Below are 16,397 nucleotides of genomic sequence, written 5' to 3'. Positions count from 1 at the left end.
ATTTGCAAACTAAAATGAAAATCTTGACAGGCAAGAATAAAAATATATTATCAATATTAATTAAAGCTGCAATTGTAGTATTTGCTTTTTGGTTCATTTATCATAAGCTTGTTGCCAATAAAAATCTTGAGAACTTTGCATCACTTCTGAGAGATATTCCGCAAGTAGAAATTTTCGGTATTATCGGCTTCGTGGTTTTGCTCATGTTTTTAAACTGGTTTCTGGAAGCCGCAAAGTGGAAAAGATTAATGAGTCACATCGAACGCATTAGTTTCTACCGGGCAATCGAATCTGTTTTTTGTGGTTTAACATTAGCCATATTTACTCCAAACCGGTTAGGCGAATATGGAGGAAGAGTCTTTTTTCTTTCCCCAAATCGTAGAATAGTGGGCATTGTTGCCATGACGGTCGGTAACATTGGTCAATTGGTGTTGACCAATGTTTTTGGTGCTGTAGCAGCGTGCTTTTTTATCTATAGATTTGTACCGATCGATCATTTGGTTTTTCTGGCAGTCGTGATTTTGGCAATGGCCTTCTGCTTATTTTTCATTATATTTTATTTCAATATTCAATGGCTTAATGGTATCCTACTTTCTTTTAAATTCACCCGTAAATACAAAAAATTTTACAGCATTCTAGGTCGATATAGAAAAGAAGAACTTTTTAAAATCATGCTTTTCTGTTTGGCCCGCTACCTGGTTTTTAGTTTTCAATACTTCATTTTGTTTGTATGGCTAATCCCTGGTTTACAGTATCTGGATATCGTAATGATGACTTGCCTTTTGTTCCTGATTCAATCTGCATTGCCATCATTAGATCTCTTCGATGTGGGCATCAGAAGTGTAACCGCGGTGGAATTATTTAAACATGTAACCAATCAACACGTTGCGGTTATTGCCTGCACGGCCAGTATTTGGCTAATAAATATTATTATTCCTGCTATCTTAGGCACATATTTCGTCTTTAAACTCAATTTTTTTGGAAATCCTAAAACTAGTTAGTCTTCTATCTGCTGCTTTAACCATCGTTTATGGTTTACTCGTACTTACTTTTATCAAAGGCTGGTATAGCCTGAATTTATATAAAAAAAGTATCATCACTCCCTCTACCAAAGTTTCTGTTATTGTTGCTGCACGTGATGAGGAATTGAATATCGGACGAACAATAGAGGCATTAATCGCCCAGGATTATCCAAAGGATTTAACGGAAATCATTTTTATCGATGATCATTCTACAGATAGCACCGCAGAAATTGTTGCCTCTTACGCCAATCGTGGGGTTAAACTGATCAAGCTAAATGAGAATCAGGCTTTAAATTCCTATAAGAAAAAAGCGATTCAAACAGCCATTGGCTCTTGCAGTGGAGATTTAATTATCACTACAGATGCCGATTGTGTGATGGGTACAAAGTGGCTCTCTTCGGTAGTAGAATTTTATCAGAACAAGGGGTATAAGATGATTTCTTCTCCTGTATCTTATTTTGAAGAGAAAACTTATTTTGAGCGGTTACAATCCTTAGAGTTTCTATATCTAATTGGCTTAGGTGCATCCACAATTGGGAATAAAAAGCCATCTACATGCAACGGGGCCAACTTGGCTTATGAGAAAGTTACATTTTATGAGGTAGGTGGTTTTCAGGGAATCGATGATTTGGCCTCTGGCGATGACGAACTTTTGTTGCATAAAATCGCTGCAAAGTATCCAGATAAAATAGGATTTCTAAAAAACAGATCAGCTATTGTTTATACACATGCGAAGGAAAACTTAAAATCATTTATCCAACAACGGAAAAGGTGGGCTTCCAAAAGCACACGTTATAAAAATAAAGCCATCATCGTTTTAGGTGTTTTCGTTTGGGTATTCAATTTGAGTATTTTAGCAAACTTCATTACAGGATTATTTATTCCCGGCTTTTTAACGATAACAATTTACCAATTGATAGTTAAAATGATTTTAGAAACATTATTTTTATGGGATGTGACCGGCTTCGCAGATAAGCGGAGACTACTTGTGTTAATCCCAGTTTTAAATGTTTTGCATATACTTTATATCGTTTACATTGGTATTGCCGGAAATAGCGGTAAGTACAATTGGAAAGGCAGAATGGTTAAATAATGGATAATAGCCCATCTAAAAAAGTCTGGTTAAAATTTAAAAGAAATAAGCTCGCTTTTGGCGGTCTCATTTTTATTTTACTCTTGGTATTGATGGGTATTTTAGGTTATATCATTACGCCCGATAGTACACCTGACGCCAATACGCAAATATTACCCCTTAATAAGAAAAAGCCTGGAAGTACCTTTAAATTTATCATTCTCAATAAAAATCCAAATATCGAAGAGGTTAGTTTCTTCAGGAAAATGTTAAATGGACAAAAATCTAGTATTACAAGTATTCCAATTGTGTCTTATCGCATTGAAGATAATGATGTCTTTATAACGCCATACATCGGCGACGAAGAGAAAGCTCCGGAAATAAAGTATAATTTAAGAGAACTTTGTCCCACGTGTACGCCATATTCTAAGCTTGGTACACCGGCTACATTATTCGAACAATATAATGTTTACGAAAAAACGTATTGGCTGGGTACAGATATCTATGGTCGTGATTTATTAAGCCGGATGATTCTTGGAATTCGTGTTTCCCTTTCTGTGGGCTTAATGGCCGTTTTAATTTCGCTATTTATTGGAGTAAGCTTAGGCGCAATTGCAGGCTATTTTGGTGGGAAAACTGATGCTGCAATCAGTTGGTTTATGAACGTAGTATGGTCATTACCATCGCTGTTGTTGGTCATCGCTATTTCATTTGCACTTGGAAAAGGTTTCTGGCAAATTTTTATCGCCGTTGGCTTATCTACCTGGGTAGATGTGGCCCGTTTGGTGCGTGGGCAAGTAATGGCTTTAAAAGAAGTGGAGTTTGTAGAGGCCGCAAGAGCTTTAGGCTTTAGTACCTCAAGAACCATCATTAAACACATTTTACCTAATATTGCGGGACCAATTTTGGTTGTTGCCTCTTCTAATTTTGCATCGGCTATTTTGTTAGAAACTGGATTAAGTTTCTTGGGTTTCGGTGCGCAACCGCCCATGCCAAGCTGGGGAAGCATGATTAAAGAGCATTATGGCTACATCATTATGGATGCTGCTTATTTGGCAGTTTTACCTGGTTTGGCGATTATGCTCACCGTTTATGCTTTCAATGTTTTAGCAATTGGCTTACGGGATGCTTTTGATGTAAAGGGACAGAATACTACGGTTTAAGACCCTGATTTTATGATTGAATGAATTAGTATGATTTGCCAGCGAAAAGTAATTTGGTAATTAATCATTGCTTAATAAAGATTGGTTCTATCTTAATACTGAGACTTCGATGGTTAGGTGAACTTTCTGTTATTGCGTAATTGATTAGTGGAAATATACTGAATTAAGTTGCAGAGGTGCCAGGTTTCATTACACGTTTAAGTTGTAAGCTTCTGCAGCCAAAATTTATTAATAGACCAATTTCAAACCCGGAAGCTTCTAGGTAGTTGATAGCTTGAGCTAGATGGGCATCGTCAAGTAGAATAACAGCTTTTAATTCAACCATAATTTTGTTTTCGATGAAGAAATCTACTCTCCTTTTACCCGAAAAATTCCGCTTATAGAAAATACTCATTTCATGCTCCTGTATGAAATTGAACCCTTGTCCCGTTAATTCTATGGCTAAAGCTTTCTGATAATTTTTTTTTTGAAAGCCATTTCCCAATGTATTATGAACTTCCATGGCGCATCCTATAATTCTTCCCGTCAGTTCGCTTTCAGCATATTGAGTATTTATCATGGAGCGCTAACTTTAATTTCACTACAAGTTAGTTAAAAATTATTACTAATAAATGAAGTGGTAAAGTATCTTTGTAGGTAATAAAACTTTCGATTTTTAGTTTTAGTTACATAACTCCATTCGAAAGTTGGCATGAAACTATGATTTGCTAATCATAGCGTTCATTGAATCACCGTAAATCATAGTAATGTTATTAGCTTGTTATCAGGAAGAATTTTTAGAGGCCGGTTGCGATGAAGCTGGAAGAGGCTGTTTAGCTGGGCCAGTGTTTGCTGCAGCGGTTATTTTACCAAAAGGTTATGTGTTAGATGGCTTAAACGATTCTAAACAATTAACACACGAACAGCGAAATTTACTTCGGCCGATAATCGAAAGAGAAGCTTTGGCCTGGGCGGTAGCTTCGTGTGATCATGAAGAAATTGATCGCATCAATATACTTAATGCTTCTTTTCTGGCGATGCATCGAGCAGTTGAGAAGCTTCACACTCAACCTGGTTACCTTGTTATCGATGGAAATCGGTTTAAAGCTTATCCGGAGATTCCGCACAGCTGCATTATAAAAGGTGATGGAAAGTATTTGAACATTGCTGCAGCTTCCATTCTCGCAAAAACCCATCGAGATGAGTACATGAGCAACCTTCACATCGATTTTCCACATTATAATTGGCTATCAAACAAAGGTTACCCAACCATTGCCCACCGTAAAGCAGTCATTGAGATTGGTTTATCTCCTTTTCATCGGAAAACTTTCAACGTAACCGATCCTCAACTCGATTTGTTTTCAAAAGCAATATAATTCGCTTTGTCAAAATTCATTTTTATCTTGCCTAAAAATCAAATAATTATTAAAAACAAAATTTATGGCGCTCTCTCGAACAAATCACTTTAAGAAGGTGAAATTATTCACACTAATTTGTTGGTTCGTTACCCTTCTCTGGGCGTGCAACGTTGATAACGATTTACAAAAAACAAGAGATGAGCTACAGGCTCACATTGATGAAACTGAAAATCTTATTGATATCACAAGCTTAGAAGTTAAACCTTCTAGTTTATCGCCAAAGGAAGCATTTGACGAAAATAACCAGTATAACTTTACATCCGATTACATTAGGTACTTTACTGTTGATGAATTTTTATCTTTCATTAAAAAGGATGAACAGATTGATGCTGAAGTTATTAAGCCAAATAACCTGGTTAAACTTTCTGTAGATGTTATGGATTTGAATAATTTATTAGGTTTAGAGATTGGAGACAATGCGATAATTGCGAATGCCCCTTCGTTTATTCCAAGTACAATACATTTTTGGGATGGAACAAGATTAGCGGTGAATGGAAATTATCAAACATTAGATACTACCAAAATAAAAGAACGCAATGGGCAAGATGCCAATGGATTTAAATATAACGAATTTTTAATTCCTGTTGATAAACCTATTCGTGCTTTAGATTTTGATGTTAAGTTTAAACATAAAGGATTTACAGGTTACCGATTGGATAGTGTTAACAAAATAGCCAAAGTAGATGGTGGGCAAATTGAATTGCTAAGCAACCAAAATGGCGAAGTGAAAATAAGCTATCCGCAAGTTATGGATAAACGGATTGGTGAAACACACGGCTTTTATAAAAATGGTGAAATGTTGAAAAATTCTGGGCGAACAAGCTATTCAGTTCCTACTATAGAAATGATAGAATGGTTAAAAAAGACTTTGACCACTTACCAAAAAGCGGTCGATTTAATTGATAATAAAGAATTGAAATCAAAGCAAGAGGTTGATGCTTATCTAGCCAAAAAGTTGTTAAAAAAACCTGCTCAATCTGATAAAAAAGCATTTGCTAAAACTTTTTATGCTGGCCCTGTAGATCATATTATGATCTATGTAGAAAATAGTAAGCCAGAAAGTGCAACTAAAAAAGTTACTTTAAAGCTCCATAAAGACGATCGGGAATCTTTTAATGAAGGCTATTTTGTAGCTAAAGATTCAAAAAACAATAAATATGGCATTGTAGATGCTAAAGGCAACTGGATAGTCAATCCAACTTATGATGATATTAGGGCAGAGTCGGAAGGTAAATTTAGCGTATACCAGAATAGAATAGGAAGAGTAAGAAAACTCGATGCATTGAACAAAAAATTCGTTGACTTACGCGACTAATGAATTTTTTTTAAAAACCGCTTTAATTACTTAAATTCACAACATTGTGAAAATTCTGTTAATTACTAAGCGGATTCCCTTCCCGCCAAACAGTGGTTATCCAATTGTGGTTTATAATACCATGAAAGGCCTGCTGCAGCTTGGTGCAGATATTACTTTGTTTAGCTTGAACCCCATGAAAGGGCGGATAGATATGGAGGATGTTTACGATTCGATTTTCGAAAAGATCAAGTATCATACTGTAGATCTCGACACCGAAGTAAATGTATGGTCAGCGTTTTTTAACATTTTCACTAATGAATCGTATAACGTTTCCAGGTATTTTAGTGAGGATGCAGCAAGACAACTCGAAAATATTCTGCGAGAAAATGTCTTCGATGTCATCCAGTTCGAAGGATTATTTGTAGTACCTTACCTCGATGTTGTAAAAGCAAATAGCAATGCTAAGCTCATTTACCGGGCCCATAATATCGAATTTACGATGTGGGAACGACTGTCTCACTCAGAAAGTTTTCTAATCAGGAGGAAGTATTTAGCCTTTTTAGCTCAACGGTTAAAAGCTTATGAAACCGATCAAATTAACCGATTCCATCAAATATTTGCCATTAGCGAACCCGACAGGCAAAGTATTATCAGGTTTGGTTGTGAAGTGCCGATGACGGTTTTTCCGGTAGCCATTGATCTAGAAAAGTATAAAGTTGATAAAACGAAAACGAGTTTCCCTACGCTATTTCATCTGGGGGCGATGGATTGGCGTCCAAATCAGGAAGGATTGGAGTGGTTTCTTGATGACATTTGGCCAGATATTGAGAAATTGAATAAAGACCTTCGTTTCTATATCGCTGGCAAAAATATGCAAAAACATTTTTTTGAATATGATTCTGATAACTTAATTGTTGAGGGAGAAGTTTTTGATGCGATTGAATTTATGAATTCGAAGGCGATTATGATTGTGCCACTTATTTCTGGAACAGGTATGCGGGTAAAAATTATTGAAGGTATGGCAATGAAAAAATGCATTATCGCTACCACTACCGCAGCTGAAGGAATTAATTGCCGGCACGGACACGATATTTTAATAGCAGATTCTGCCGACGAATTTTACCGCTATATTTTGCAATGTATCATAAATCCGAAGCGCTGGATGGAGATAGGAGAGAATGCCCGAAAGACAGTGGAGAACGACCACGGGATAAAATTGATTGCGGGTAAAATGCTTGAGATTTACAAAGGATTAATTACAGCGTGAATAATTACATGTTTTTTAAGTAGCTATATTCATGTCTCTTCATCCATTTTGTTTCCCCGAAAAACTGTACTTCTTTTCTGTTTGAATAATTCGTTTTACTGATTGTGTAGGTATGTCTAATCAGTGCCGGTTTCTTGTCATTCCCGTCAGTATCGTTACTTTCCGTTATAATTTGAGTACTTCCGTCACTTAATCTGGTAATCGATTTGACAGCTGCTCCATCAAAGCTATTTTCTTTTGGAGAAATGATTAAGGTATCAACTGAATTGGCCTTGGGTTCGTTAGGATAGATATTGGAGATCAACAGTTCGTTAGCATTTAAACCCTTCTTAATCTCGAGATTGGCAGGCATGGTATAAGGTTTGCCTGAAGAATAATCGATATAAGTAAGGCTTCCTTTCCAATTCCCGATAAAAGGTTTTAATTCTTTTTTAGTGATTTTGCCTTGTGCAATAACCTGGCTCGTTGAAAAAATAAGGAAGCATATGAGCAATTGGAAGCGAATTTTAGTCATGATCTGGTGTTTCTTAAACTTTGTAATTTAGCATAAATTGGTTTCACTTATTTCATCTTATTCAACTCTATTTCCAATCGATCAAAATTTTCTTCATTTTTATCCACTACAAAGGGCTTGAGTTTATTACACTCTTCTGGAGAATTGAATAGCATTTCAAATATAACTTGTGTTTTATTTTCAGTAATTTTTTCAAAACTGGCCAAAACTTAAAAGTGAGGTTTTGAATGTCTTTTCCAGGCTATTAGCGATGGCAATTCGATTTTATAAATTCACATTCGTTAGGATAATTCCCCTTTATCGGGCCCGTGCATAATAAAGCTCCATCTGCCTCATACGCGAAAGTCGAAAATATTGAAAGGTATTGGTGAAACCCTTAGGTCCCCACCAGTTTTTTAAATGTGTTGGATCTTTCTACGCTTTATAAACCAGTTCTCGAGGAGCATCGAAGTTTCTTGTGCTTACAATTTCTGATTCTGGCGTGGTGCTTATTACTTCTGTTGCCATTGTCTGTTTATTCGGTTTGTGATTTGATTTTCTAATTTACATATTTCGTAACCGCTTTAACTAATCAACTCGCTACCTTTATTACAACTTAAGTTAAAGCAGAAATTAGGTGATTTAAACCTGATTGGAGCGAACACGAAACCCGATTTTTATCGGGTAAGTAAAGCAGAAAGCAGGACTGAAAATACGATGAAATGTTTGCATTCTTTTCCGTAACCAATTAAAAAGCCAAAAATTTAAGGCTAAAACATTCCGGTTTTCTTATTACTTTTGCGCAACTAAAATTTACTCATGAGAAACACCGCATTAACAGAAAAACACATCGCTTTAGGCGCTAAAATGGTTCCATTTGCAGGTTATAATATGCCTGTTACTTACGAGGGTATAAACGCTGAACATGCAACGGTGCGTAATAGTGTAGGTGTTTTTGATGTGAGCCACATGGGTGAATTTATACTGAAAGGTGAAAATGCTTTAGATTTAATTCAACGCGTAACCAGTAACGATGCCTCAAAATTATACGATGGCAAAGTTCAATATTCGTGTTTGCCTAATCAAGATGGGGGAATTGTTGATGACCTTTTGGTTTACCGTATAGATGAAAAAACCTATATGCTGGTTGTTAATGCATCGAACATTGAAAAGGATTGGAACTGGATTAAACAGTTTAACAATCAAAACGTGGAGATGCATAACATTTCAGATAAAACCTCTTTATTGGCAATTCAGGGGCCAAAAGCTGCTGATGCTTTGCAAAGTTTAACAGATGTTAATCTGGCATCGATGGAATATTATACCTTCGTTAAGGGAACGTTTGCAGGCGTTGATAATGTGGTTATTTCGGCTACGGGTTATACTGGTGCAGGAGGATTTGAAATTTATTTTGATAATGAGCATGCAGATAAAATCTGGGATGCAATTTTCGAAGCTGGTGCAGCTTATAATATCAAGCCAATAGGCTTAGGTGCTCGTGATACGTTGCGTTTAGAAATGGGTTTCTGTTTGTATGGAAATGATATTGATGATACTACTTCGCCAATTGAAGCTGGTTTAGGCTGGATTACCAAATTCTCAAAACCGTTTACAAACTCTGATGCGCTACAAGCACAAAAAGAAGCTGGTATTCAAAAGAAATTAGTGGGTTTTGAAATGATTGACAGGGGAATTCCTCGCCATGATTATGAAATTGCTGATGCTGATGGAAATATTATTGGTAAGGTAACTTCTGGTACGCAGGCACCTTCGTTACAGAAAGCAATTGGTATGGGCTATGTAGCTAAAGAATTTTCGAAAGAAGGAACGGAAATTTTCATCAACATCCGCAATACGCCAATTAAGGCCAAAGTAGTTAAGTTTCCATTTTACAAATAAGATTTTGAGACAATAGATGTGAGATTTGAGTTCGTTTGTTCTTGGTCTCACATTTTAAATCTCAGTACTCAAATCTAAGAAATGTCAAAAAAAATAGAAGTTTGTTTAACCCCTGCTTTGATCGATCTATATGATATTGAGCAAAGTATTGTGGTTGTTATTGATATTTTGAGGGCTACCTCGTCCATCACCTACGGAATTGAAAATGGTGCTGAAGCCATTATTCCGGTTGCCAATGTGGAAGATTGCTTAAATTACAGCGATAAAGGTTATTTATTGGCTGCGGAGCGGAATGGGGAAGTTGTGGTGGGTTACGATTTTGGGAATTCGCCATTTTCTTATACCAAAGAAAAAGTTGCAGGAAAAACAATTGTTCTTACTACCACAAACGGAACTAAGGCATTACATTTGGCCAATAAACGGGCTTATCAGGTGGTGATTGGTTCATTCTTAAACTTAGATTCACTTTGTAATTACCTGGCAAGTCAGGATCAGAACGTACTGCTTCTTTGTGCTGGCTGGAAAGACCAATTTAATTTGGAAGATACCTTATTTGCCGGTGCAGTTGTAAATCAATTGCGCAAAAATTTCGAACATTTCGATGATTCCAGCGTTGCAGCTGAAGATTTATATCTGCTTGCAAAAGACGATTTAAGGAAATACCTACACAAATCTTCTCACAGTCACCGTTTAGCACAATTAAATATTGAGGATGATGTAGTGTTCTGTTTGCAGTTAAATGTTTGCAAGGCTATTCCGGTTTTGGATGGGGAAAGATTGGTTAGCCTAAACCTCCAAAACCCCTGAAGGGGGCTGTAAAAGCATGGCGGAAAAAGGCAAAAATCTTTCACGTTGTTTACTGGTAAGGTGGAAAAATCTTCTTAATGACTGTTGCCCATACAATATTGCGTACTGCTTTAACGCTGGCCGGGCAAATTCCCCTTTAGCGGACTGGCGTGATAAGTTCCCTGATTTCCTGGGTGTTTTTAATGGTAATCAAAGCCTCTTCGTGTGCCAGCCAATAAATATCTTCAGCCCGTTTCATATCGAAAGTACTTATAGCACCTAAACCTTTTGGTTCAATCATCACATTACAGAACTTAGCTTTACGCTCCATATCATGGTTTATCGACATAATTCCTGCTCGCCCCATTAAATTGGTAATGCCTGTAATTTTATCTACAGGTTTTAAATGATTGCAAGATGAACCAATAATGAAATCGCATTCTTCCATTAAAGGCTCGACTGGGAAATTATTTAGAATTCCTCCATCAACGTACATCTGTCCATCAACCATTATAGGTTTAAAAATACCAGGAATACAACTTGATGCCTGTATGGCCCTGATCAGTGGTCCTTTGGTAAAATATACCAAGCGGCCCTCGCTAAAATTTACAGCCGCAATTGTAAGTGGTATTTTCAGTTTTTCGATGCTATCTTCAGGGAAATATTCTCTAAGTATCTGAGCGGTATTTTCGATATTTATCAAACCCAGTGAGCCAACGGCCGGGCGAACAAAGCGCCAGAGTTTAGTTTTTAAGAAAATGCTTAATCCTTCTTCGGGATCAATTCCTGCTGCAAAAAAAGCGCCTGCAATTGCTCCCGCACTTGTTCCGCTAATGTGGCTGAAGGTAATTCCCAAATTCTTAAATGCCTTAAGAATGCCAAGGTGCGCTATCCCTCTAATTCCTCCTCCTGATAATACGATACCTACTCTCATTTACAAATACTTGATGTTTTTAAACTGAAGAACTACCTAATTTGTTTGCTGACTGGGCTGTTCCAATTGCTAACGTTTACTTCTGTTTCGGTTTATATTTAGATTGATTGAGAATTTTTTGTGCATCGTTATCTGCCATGAGTTGCTGCAGCGTTACTTTTGGATTTTCGGCCATGTACTTCCTCACAATTTGCCAGCCCGTCCATACGCCTAATTTTGGTGCTGATTTTTGGTCGCCCAATGCCGGTGTAAATGGTCCTTCAGAAAGGAAAACCTGGATTTTGTGGTAATCGGTTTCATAAAGGAAGTTATTTTCCAAAAAGTAAGCCCAAATATCACCTTCGAAATCTTGGGTCCATTGTAATTGTTGCTGTGTGTAGCCAATTTTAGTCGAGTCGGCCATATCTTCCGGTAATACCTGATCCAGAAAGTAAAGAATTTTTCCCTGGAAAATCATTTTGGATAATAATGTCCGGTTTTCATCCGGTTCTGGAAACAAGTCCTCATGAGCATAGGTTTCTGCTACCCGGGGCACAATATATTCGGGAGTAAATCTTCGCGATAGGTACAAAGGAACACTTTGGACTATGGCACCATAAAACTTGCTGTCTTTACCTAAAAACATATCTAAGCCTACACCCAAATAATTATCTCCAACGGGCATCTGGTAGGCAAAACCCGAAACAAATGAAATTATTTTTGGCACTTTGGCCTTCGGGTAATAGTATTTGATGTATTTAAAAGTTTGTGTTAAACCTGCTTCCTGAGCTTTTAAATTAGGGTAAACGCTATCAACTTCCTTCGTTAAATCACTGTAAGCTTTATCATTAAATAGGGTATTCAATATTTCTTCATTGCTGTAATCAGGAGAGCCGATCATTTTATGAATATAATCATCATAAAAAAAACCATATTTTTTTGAAAGAAAGGCGTTGGTAGCGCTCACATTTTTATCTTTCGAGGCAAACAACTCTTTATCAAATCGTTCAATTTTTATATCGAGCTTAATGTTGCTTACATCAGGGCGTTTGCTTTGTTTGCAGGAAATAAATGCGGCAGCAAAAAGAAAAATTAGATAAATTTGCCTGTGTTTTACGTTATACATCATGTACAACAAATATAATCACATAAAGCATGAAAAAAATAACGACTATTTTAATTTTATCTTTTTTGGGTTTTGTCGCCTATGCTCAAAATTCTCCATTAATCAATTATGGTTTCAGATTAGGCCTAACCGCTACACCAACTATCGGTTGGATAAAACCTGAACCTGGAAAAACAAACAGCGTTGCACTTGGGTTTTCTTATGGATTGTTAGGAGATTTTAATTTTGCTCCGAACTACAGTTTTTCAACGGGTTTAACCATTACAACTATCAACGGAAAAAGTACTGAGGTAAACGTTTCGCCTTATTATGCAAATGCAAATAATAGTATTCCTGTGGCTTACGATTTGAAATATAAGATGCAATATATTGAGTTGCCGTTAACGGTGAAGCTTAAAACTCTTAAGGCTGATGGTAAACGTTGGTATGGGCAGTTTGGTTTATCCAACGGATTTAATATCAGCGCCAAGCAAGATGCAGTAAGTGGTGCTACTACTGTTGGCGATAATCAAAAAATATCAGATTTTACGAAATTCTATCGGGCGGGTTTAATACTCGGAGCTGGGGGCGAATTCGATATTTCCGGTAACGCAAGTATTTTGGCTGGTTTAACCTATAATAATGGTTTTACTAATATCACAACTGATAAAAATCGAGACGTGAGAAACCATTATCTTGCACTTAATTTTGGTGTATTTTTTTAAATTGCATTTACATTTTTCCTAATATTTGATACTTAATTCTTCAAAATGAAAATAGCGCTGGCCCAACTCAACTACCACATTGGTAATTTCGAAAACAATACGAACAAGATTGTAGAGCACATTCAGCTTGCAAAAAGTAAAGGTGCCGATCTGGTTGTTTTTGCAGAGTTGGCTGTTTGTGGTTATCCGCCGCGAGATTATTTGGAGTTTGATGAGTTTATAGCCCTTTGCGAAGATGCGGCTCAAAAAATTGCAGAAAGCTGTATAGAGATTGCCTGTATTATTGGCTTGCCGGTTAAAAACGACATTCTCGATGGTAAGGATTTGTTCAATGCGGCTTATTTTATCGAAAATGGTAAGGTAAAATCCATAACAAAGAAAGCATTGCTGCCCACTTATGATGTATTTGATGAATACCGTTATTTCGAGCCTGCTTCAAGCTTCAAGTGTATTGATTTCAAAGGGAAAAAGATTGCGCTAACCATTTGTGAAGATTTATGGAACATTAATGATAACCCCTTATATGTTTCAAACCCAATGGATGAATTGATTAAGGAGCAACCCGATTTAATGATCAATATTGCGGCTTCCCCTTTTTCTTACACGCATGATGATGAGCGGATTAAAGTTTTGGCCGATAATGCAAAGAAGTACAATTTGCCGGTTTTTTATGTAAATCAGGTGGGTGCGCAAACGGAAATTATATTCGATGGTGGCTCACTCGTTTTTGATGCCGATGGTGCCATGAAAGCTGAAATGAAATATTTTGAAGAAGATCTTCAGGTATTTGATTTAGACGAAGTTGAAAATGTTAAAAATAAATACCCACAGCCCGAACGGTTAACCGATATAGAGCAAATTCATGATGCATTAATCCTGGGCATTAAGGATTATTTTGAAAAGTCAGGCTTTAAAATGGCGGTTTTAGGATTATCAGGCGGCATTGATTCTGCTGTGGTGTGTGCGCTGGCGTGTCGTGCTTTGGGTGCTGAAAATGTAATGTCGGTTTTAATGCCTTCTAAATTTTCTTCAGATCATTCCATTCAGGATGCTTTAGATTTGGTAAAAAATATTGGATGCCAGCATGAGATCATTGCTATAAAGGAAGTAGCGGAAGCTTTTGATCACATTTTAGCACCAGCTTTTGAAGGTCTGCCTTTCAATTTGACTGAAGAAAATATCCAGGCCCGTATTCGTGGGGTAATAAATATGGCCATGAGTAACAAATTTGGCTACATTTTACTCAATACATCCAACAAAAGTGAGTGCGCTGTTGGTTATGGAACCTTGTATGGCGATATGTGTGGGGCAATTGGGGTAATTGGCGATGTGTATAAAACCCAGGTGTTTGAATTGGCAAGATACATCAATAAAGAAAGAGAAATTATACCAGTAAACACGATTGTTAAACCGCCTTCGGCAGAGTTGAGGCCAGATCAAAAAGATTCTGATTCTTTGCCCGACTACGACACGCTCGATCGCATCTTATATCAGCATATCGAAAAAAAGAAAGGATCGAAAGCAATTATTGAGCAGGGTTTTAGTGAAGAACTTGTAAAAAAGATAATCAAGATGGTTAACGTAGCTGAGTTTAAGCGTTATCAAACTCCTCCAATTTTAAGAGTTTCGCCTAAAGCCTTCGGTATGGGTAGGCGAATGCCAATTGTAGGTAAACACCAGATCTAGTAGATTTAAAGATGTTAAAAAGCTTGTTGACGAATAATCAACAAGCTTTTTTGAGTTATGCCAACGTTGCGTCAACGGTGATTGAAGTATTTAATAATTTTGAGATCGGGCAGTTTTTCTCCGCATCTGCTACTAATTCATCGAATTTTTCTTGAGAAAGCTCTGGAACCTCCGCAGTTAAAGTCAAATGCGATTCTACAATTTCTCCCTTTGAAGGATCTAAGTTAATTTCACATTTCGTTTCCAATTTAGTGGCGGTAAAACCTGCTTCAGCTAAGTTAGCCGAAAGCTTCATGGTAAAACATCCTGCATGCGCAGCGGCAATTAATTCTTCAGGGTTGGTACCAACTCCTTCTGCAAAACGAGAATTGAAAGAGTATTGTGTGTCATTTAATGTAGTGCTTTGTGTTGTCAGTTTACCGGCACCTTCTTTAATAGAGCCCTGCCATACGGCTGTTGCATTTCTTTTCATGTTGAATTAGTTTTTTTGAGATAAGATTTCTAACAATAAATATAACCTAATGTTTGTTTAGCAAACGCAATTATTTCGTTAACATTTGATAAAGTTTTAATCTTCTTTTTCTACGTTAGATGGATCTACTGTAGGTGTTGCCTTCATTCTTAATGATTGGATGAGTAAAATGCCGACGCCAATCATGATTGATATATCGGCAATATTAAAAACACCGGTTTGGAAGATTTGAAAATCCATGTGCATGAAATCAGTAACCGAACCGTGAATAATCCGGTCGTACAAATTACCCATTCCACCGCCAATTAAAAAGCAAAGCGCAATTTGCATGGTGCTCGGTAAATTCTTTTTTGAAAATAAATAATATAGGCCGTAACCTAGAAATAAGACGGGTAGACCTGTTAAAATGATGAGACGAAAAATATAAGGCATGTTATCACCCAAACTTAAAAAAGCACCACTGTTCTCCACTTTGGTAAGGGTGAAAAAATTTTTAATCAACACAATGTGTTCGTAATCAGAAATCTCATTTCGAACAACGAATTTTGATATCTGATCAAGGGCGATGTTTAAAATCAAAACGATCAAAAGGAAAAACCAGGTATAATTTTTATGGTATTGCATTTCTTTAAATTTTAGCGAATAATGTCAGCATCAACGGGTGTGTAGCCTAAGATTCTGCTCAACGACATGATTTGTCCTTTGTGGTGAAACTCATGCGTAATCACGTGTGTAAATAATTGCAAGACACTAATCTTTGTTGTTGTGCCATTGCGAACAATCTGAATCTCTTTTTGATGGTTTCCTTCAAACTGATTTAAAAATTGATCGATGAAAAGATTAACTCGGTTAAAGTATTTAATACAATCATTCAATGTGGAGTAATTGTCGAAAGCGGGATAAGTTAATGGTAAACCTAATGCACGCTCAGCAATCCATGAGGAATACGTATCGCAAATGTGAACCAACAAATTGCGGATAGAGCCTTTGCCAAAAGCACTATTGTCGCAAATAAAGTCTTCGTGAGATATGGTTTTAATGTAATCTAAAATGGTTTCTCTGGAAAACAAAACGAGTTCATATTGTTGTTTCAGCATAAA

General features: G+C 36.8%; 17 protein-coding genes. 10 read left to right on the top strand and 7 right to left on the bottom strand.

Annotated features, from left to right (window positions below; translation table 11 throughout):
* Window positions 1-14: 14 nt before the first annotated feature.
* Genes ASE92_RS15300 through ASE92_RS15290 form a run of 3 tightly spaced genes read left to right on the top strand, consistent with a single transcriptional unit; the run spans window position 15 to window position 3,257 of the window.
* On the top strand, window positions 15-1,001 hold the full coding sequence (locus ASE92_RS15300; protein WP_056850992.1) for a lysylphosphatidylglycerol synthase domain-containing protein: 987 nt from the start codon (window positions 15-17) through the stop codon (window positions 999-1,001).
* Window positions 979-2,115, top strand: a complete 1,137-nt coding sequence (locus ASE92_RS15295) for a glycosyltransferase (protein ID WP_056850991.1) — start codon at window positions 979-981, stop codon at window positions 2,113-2,115. Before ASE92_RS15300 ends, ASE92_RS15295 begins: the two co-directional genes overlap by 23 nt.
* The gene (locus ASE92_RS15290) at window positions 2,115-3,257 is read left to right on the top strand and encodes an ABC transporter permease (RefSeq protein ID WP_056850990.1); all 1,143 of its coding nucleotides are present in this window, start codon (window positions 2,115-2,117) and stop codon (window positions 3,255-3,257) included. Before ASE92_RS15295 ends, ASE92_RS15290 begins: the two co-directional genes overlap by 1 nt.
* A 163-nt stretch (window positions 3,258-3,420) precedes the next feature.
* Here the strand turns inward: ASE92_RS15290 and ASE92_RS15285 are convergent, their stop codons facing one another.
* Window positions 3,421-3,816 carry a GxxExxY protein gene (locus ASE92_RS15285; protein ID WP_056850989.1) on the bottom strand — a complete coding sequence of 132 codons (396 nt, stop codon included), beginning with the start codon at window positions 3,814-3,816 and terminating at the stop codon, window positions 3,421-3,423.
* A gap of 187 nt (window positions 3,817-4,003) precedes the next feature.
* On the opposite strand from ASE92_RS15285, the gene ASE92_RS15280 reads away from it, so the two are divergent.
* The 3 genes from ASE92_RS15280 to ASE92_RS15270 all read left to right on the top strand — a co-directional run bounded on the left by ASE92_RS15280 (window position 4,004) and on the right by ASE92_RS15270 (window position 7,218).
* Window positions 4,004-4,612, top strand: a complete 609-nt coding sequence (locus tag ASE92_RS15280) for a ribonuclease HII (RefSeq protein ID WP_056850988.1) — start codon at window positions 4,004-4,006, stop codon at window positions 4,610-4,612.
* A gap of 64 nt (window positions 4,613-4,676) precedes the next feature.
* Window positions 4,677-5,969 (top strand): WG repeat-containing protein, encoded by a 1,293-nt coding sequence (locus ASE92_RS15275; RefSeq protein ID WP_056850987.1) that lies wholly within the window; start codon window positions 4,677-4,679, stop codon window positions 5,967-5,969.
* Between the two features lie 46 nt (window positions 5,970-6,015).
* Window positions 6,016-7,218, top strand: coding sequence for a glycosyltransferase family 4 protein (locus tag ASE92_RS15270; protein ID WP_056850986.1), 1,203 nt, complete (start codon window positions 6,016-6,018; stop codon window positions 7,216-7,218).
* 4 nt (window positions 7,219-7,222) lie between these two features.
* Here the strand turns inward: ASE92_RS15270 and ASE92_RS15265 are convergent, their stop codons facing one another.
* Window positions 7,223-7,732 (bottom strand): hypothetical protein, encoded by a 510-nt coding sequence (locus ASE92_RS15265; protein ID WP_056850985.1) that lies wholly within the window; start codon window positions 7,730-7,732, stop codon window positions 7,223-7,225.
* Window positions 7,733-8,530: 798 nt separating this feature from the next.
* Between ASE92_RS15265 and gcvT the strand changes: the two genes are divergently transcribed.
* Window positions 8,531-9,610, top strand: a complete 1,080-nt coding sequence (gene gcvT, locus ASE92_RS15255) for a glycine cleavage system aminomethyltransferase GcvT (protein WP_056850984.1) — start codon at window positions 8,531-8,533, stop codon at window positions 9,608-9,610.
* 81 nt (window positions 9,611-9,691) lie between these two features.
* A complete protein-coding gene (locus tag ASE92_RS15250) occupies window positions 9,692-10,417 on the top strand; it encodes a 2-phosphosulfolactate phosphatase (protein WP_056850983.1) in 726 nt (241 codons plus the stop codon).
* A 136-nt stretch (window positions 10,418-10,553) separates the two neighbouring features.
* On the opposite strand, the gene ASE92_RS15245 is transcribed toward ASE92_RS15250, so the two are convergent.
* Window positions 10,554-11,330 carry a patatin-like phospholipase family protein gene (locus ASE92_RS15245; RefSeq protein ID WP_056850982.1) on the bottom strand — a complete coding sequence of 259 codons (777 nt, stop codon included), beginning with the start codon at window positions 11,328-11,330 and terminating at the stop codon, window positions 10,554-10,556.
* A gap of 76 nt (window positions 11,331-11,406) precedes the next feature.
* The gene (gldB, locus tag ASE92_RS15240; RefSeq protein WP_056850981.1) at window positions 11,407-12,438 is read right to left on the bottom strand and encodes a gliding motility lipoprotein GldB; all 1,032 of its coding nucleotides are present in this window, start codon (window positions 12,436-12,438) and stop codon (window positions 11,407-11,409) included.
* 26 nt (window positions 12,439-12,464) lie between these two features.
* Here gldB and ASE92_RS15235 point away from each other — a divergent pair, with 26 nt between their 5' ends.
* Window positions 12,465-13,139 carry a porin family protein gene (locus tag ASE92_RS15235; protein ID WP_056850980.1) on the top strand — a complete coding sequence of 225 codons (675 nt, stop codon included), beginning with the start codon at window positions 12,465-12,467 and terminating at the stop codon, window positions 13,137-13,139.
* A gap of 45 nt (window positions 13,140-13,184) precedes the next feature.
* On the top strand, window positions 13,185-14,825 hold the full coding sequence (locus ASE92_RS15230; protein WP_056850979.1) for an NAD+ synthase: 1,641 nt from the start codon (window positions 13,185-13,187) through the stop codon (window positions 14,823-14,825).
* Window positions 14,826-14,880: 55 nt separating this feature from the next.
* Here ASE92_RS15230 and ASE92_RS15225 read toward each other — a convergent pair whose 3' ends face one another.
* The 3 genes from ASE92_RS15225 to ASE92_RS15215 all read right to left on the bottom strand — a co-directional run bounded on the left by ASE92_RS15225 (window position 14,881) and on the right by ASE92_RS15215 (window position 16,394).
* Window positions 14,881-15,297, bottom strand: coding sequence for an OsmC family protein (locus tag ASE92_RS15225; RefSeq protein WP_056850978.1), 417 nt, complete (start codon window positions 15,295-15,297; stop codon window positions 14,881-14,883).
* A gap of 96 nt (window positions 15,298-15,393) precedes the next feature.
* Window positions 15,394-15,921, bottom strand: a complete 528-nt coding sequence (gene lspA / locus ASE92_RS15220; protein ID WP_056850977.1) for a signal peptidase II — start codon at window positions 15,919-15,921, stop codon at window positions 15,394-15,396.
* 11 nt (window positions 15,922-15,932) lie between these two features.
* Window positions 15,933-16,394, bottom strand: coding sequence for a DinB family protein (locus ASE92_RS15215; protein ID WP_056850976.1), 462 nt, complete (start codon window positions 16,392-16,394; stop codon window positions 15,933-15,935).
* Between the last annotated feature and the right edge of the window lie 3 nt (window positions 16,395-16,397).

It is taken from the genome of Pedobacter sp. Leaf41, assembly GCF_001422545.1.
Lineage (GTDB): Bacteria > Bacteroidota > Bacteroidia > Sphingobacteriales > Sphingobacteriaceae > Pedobacter.
This window is presented reverse-complemented; position numbering and strand designations above follow the sequence as displayed.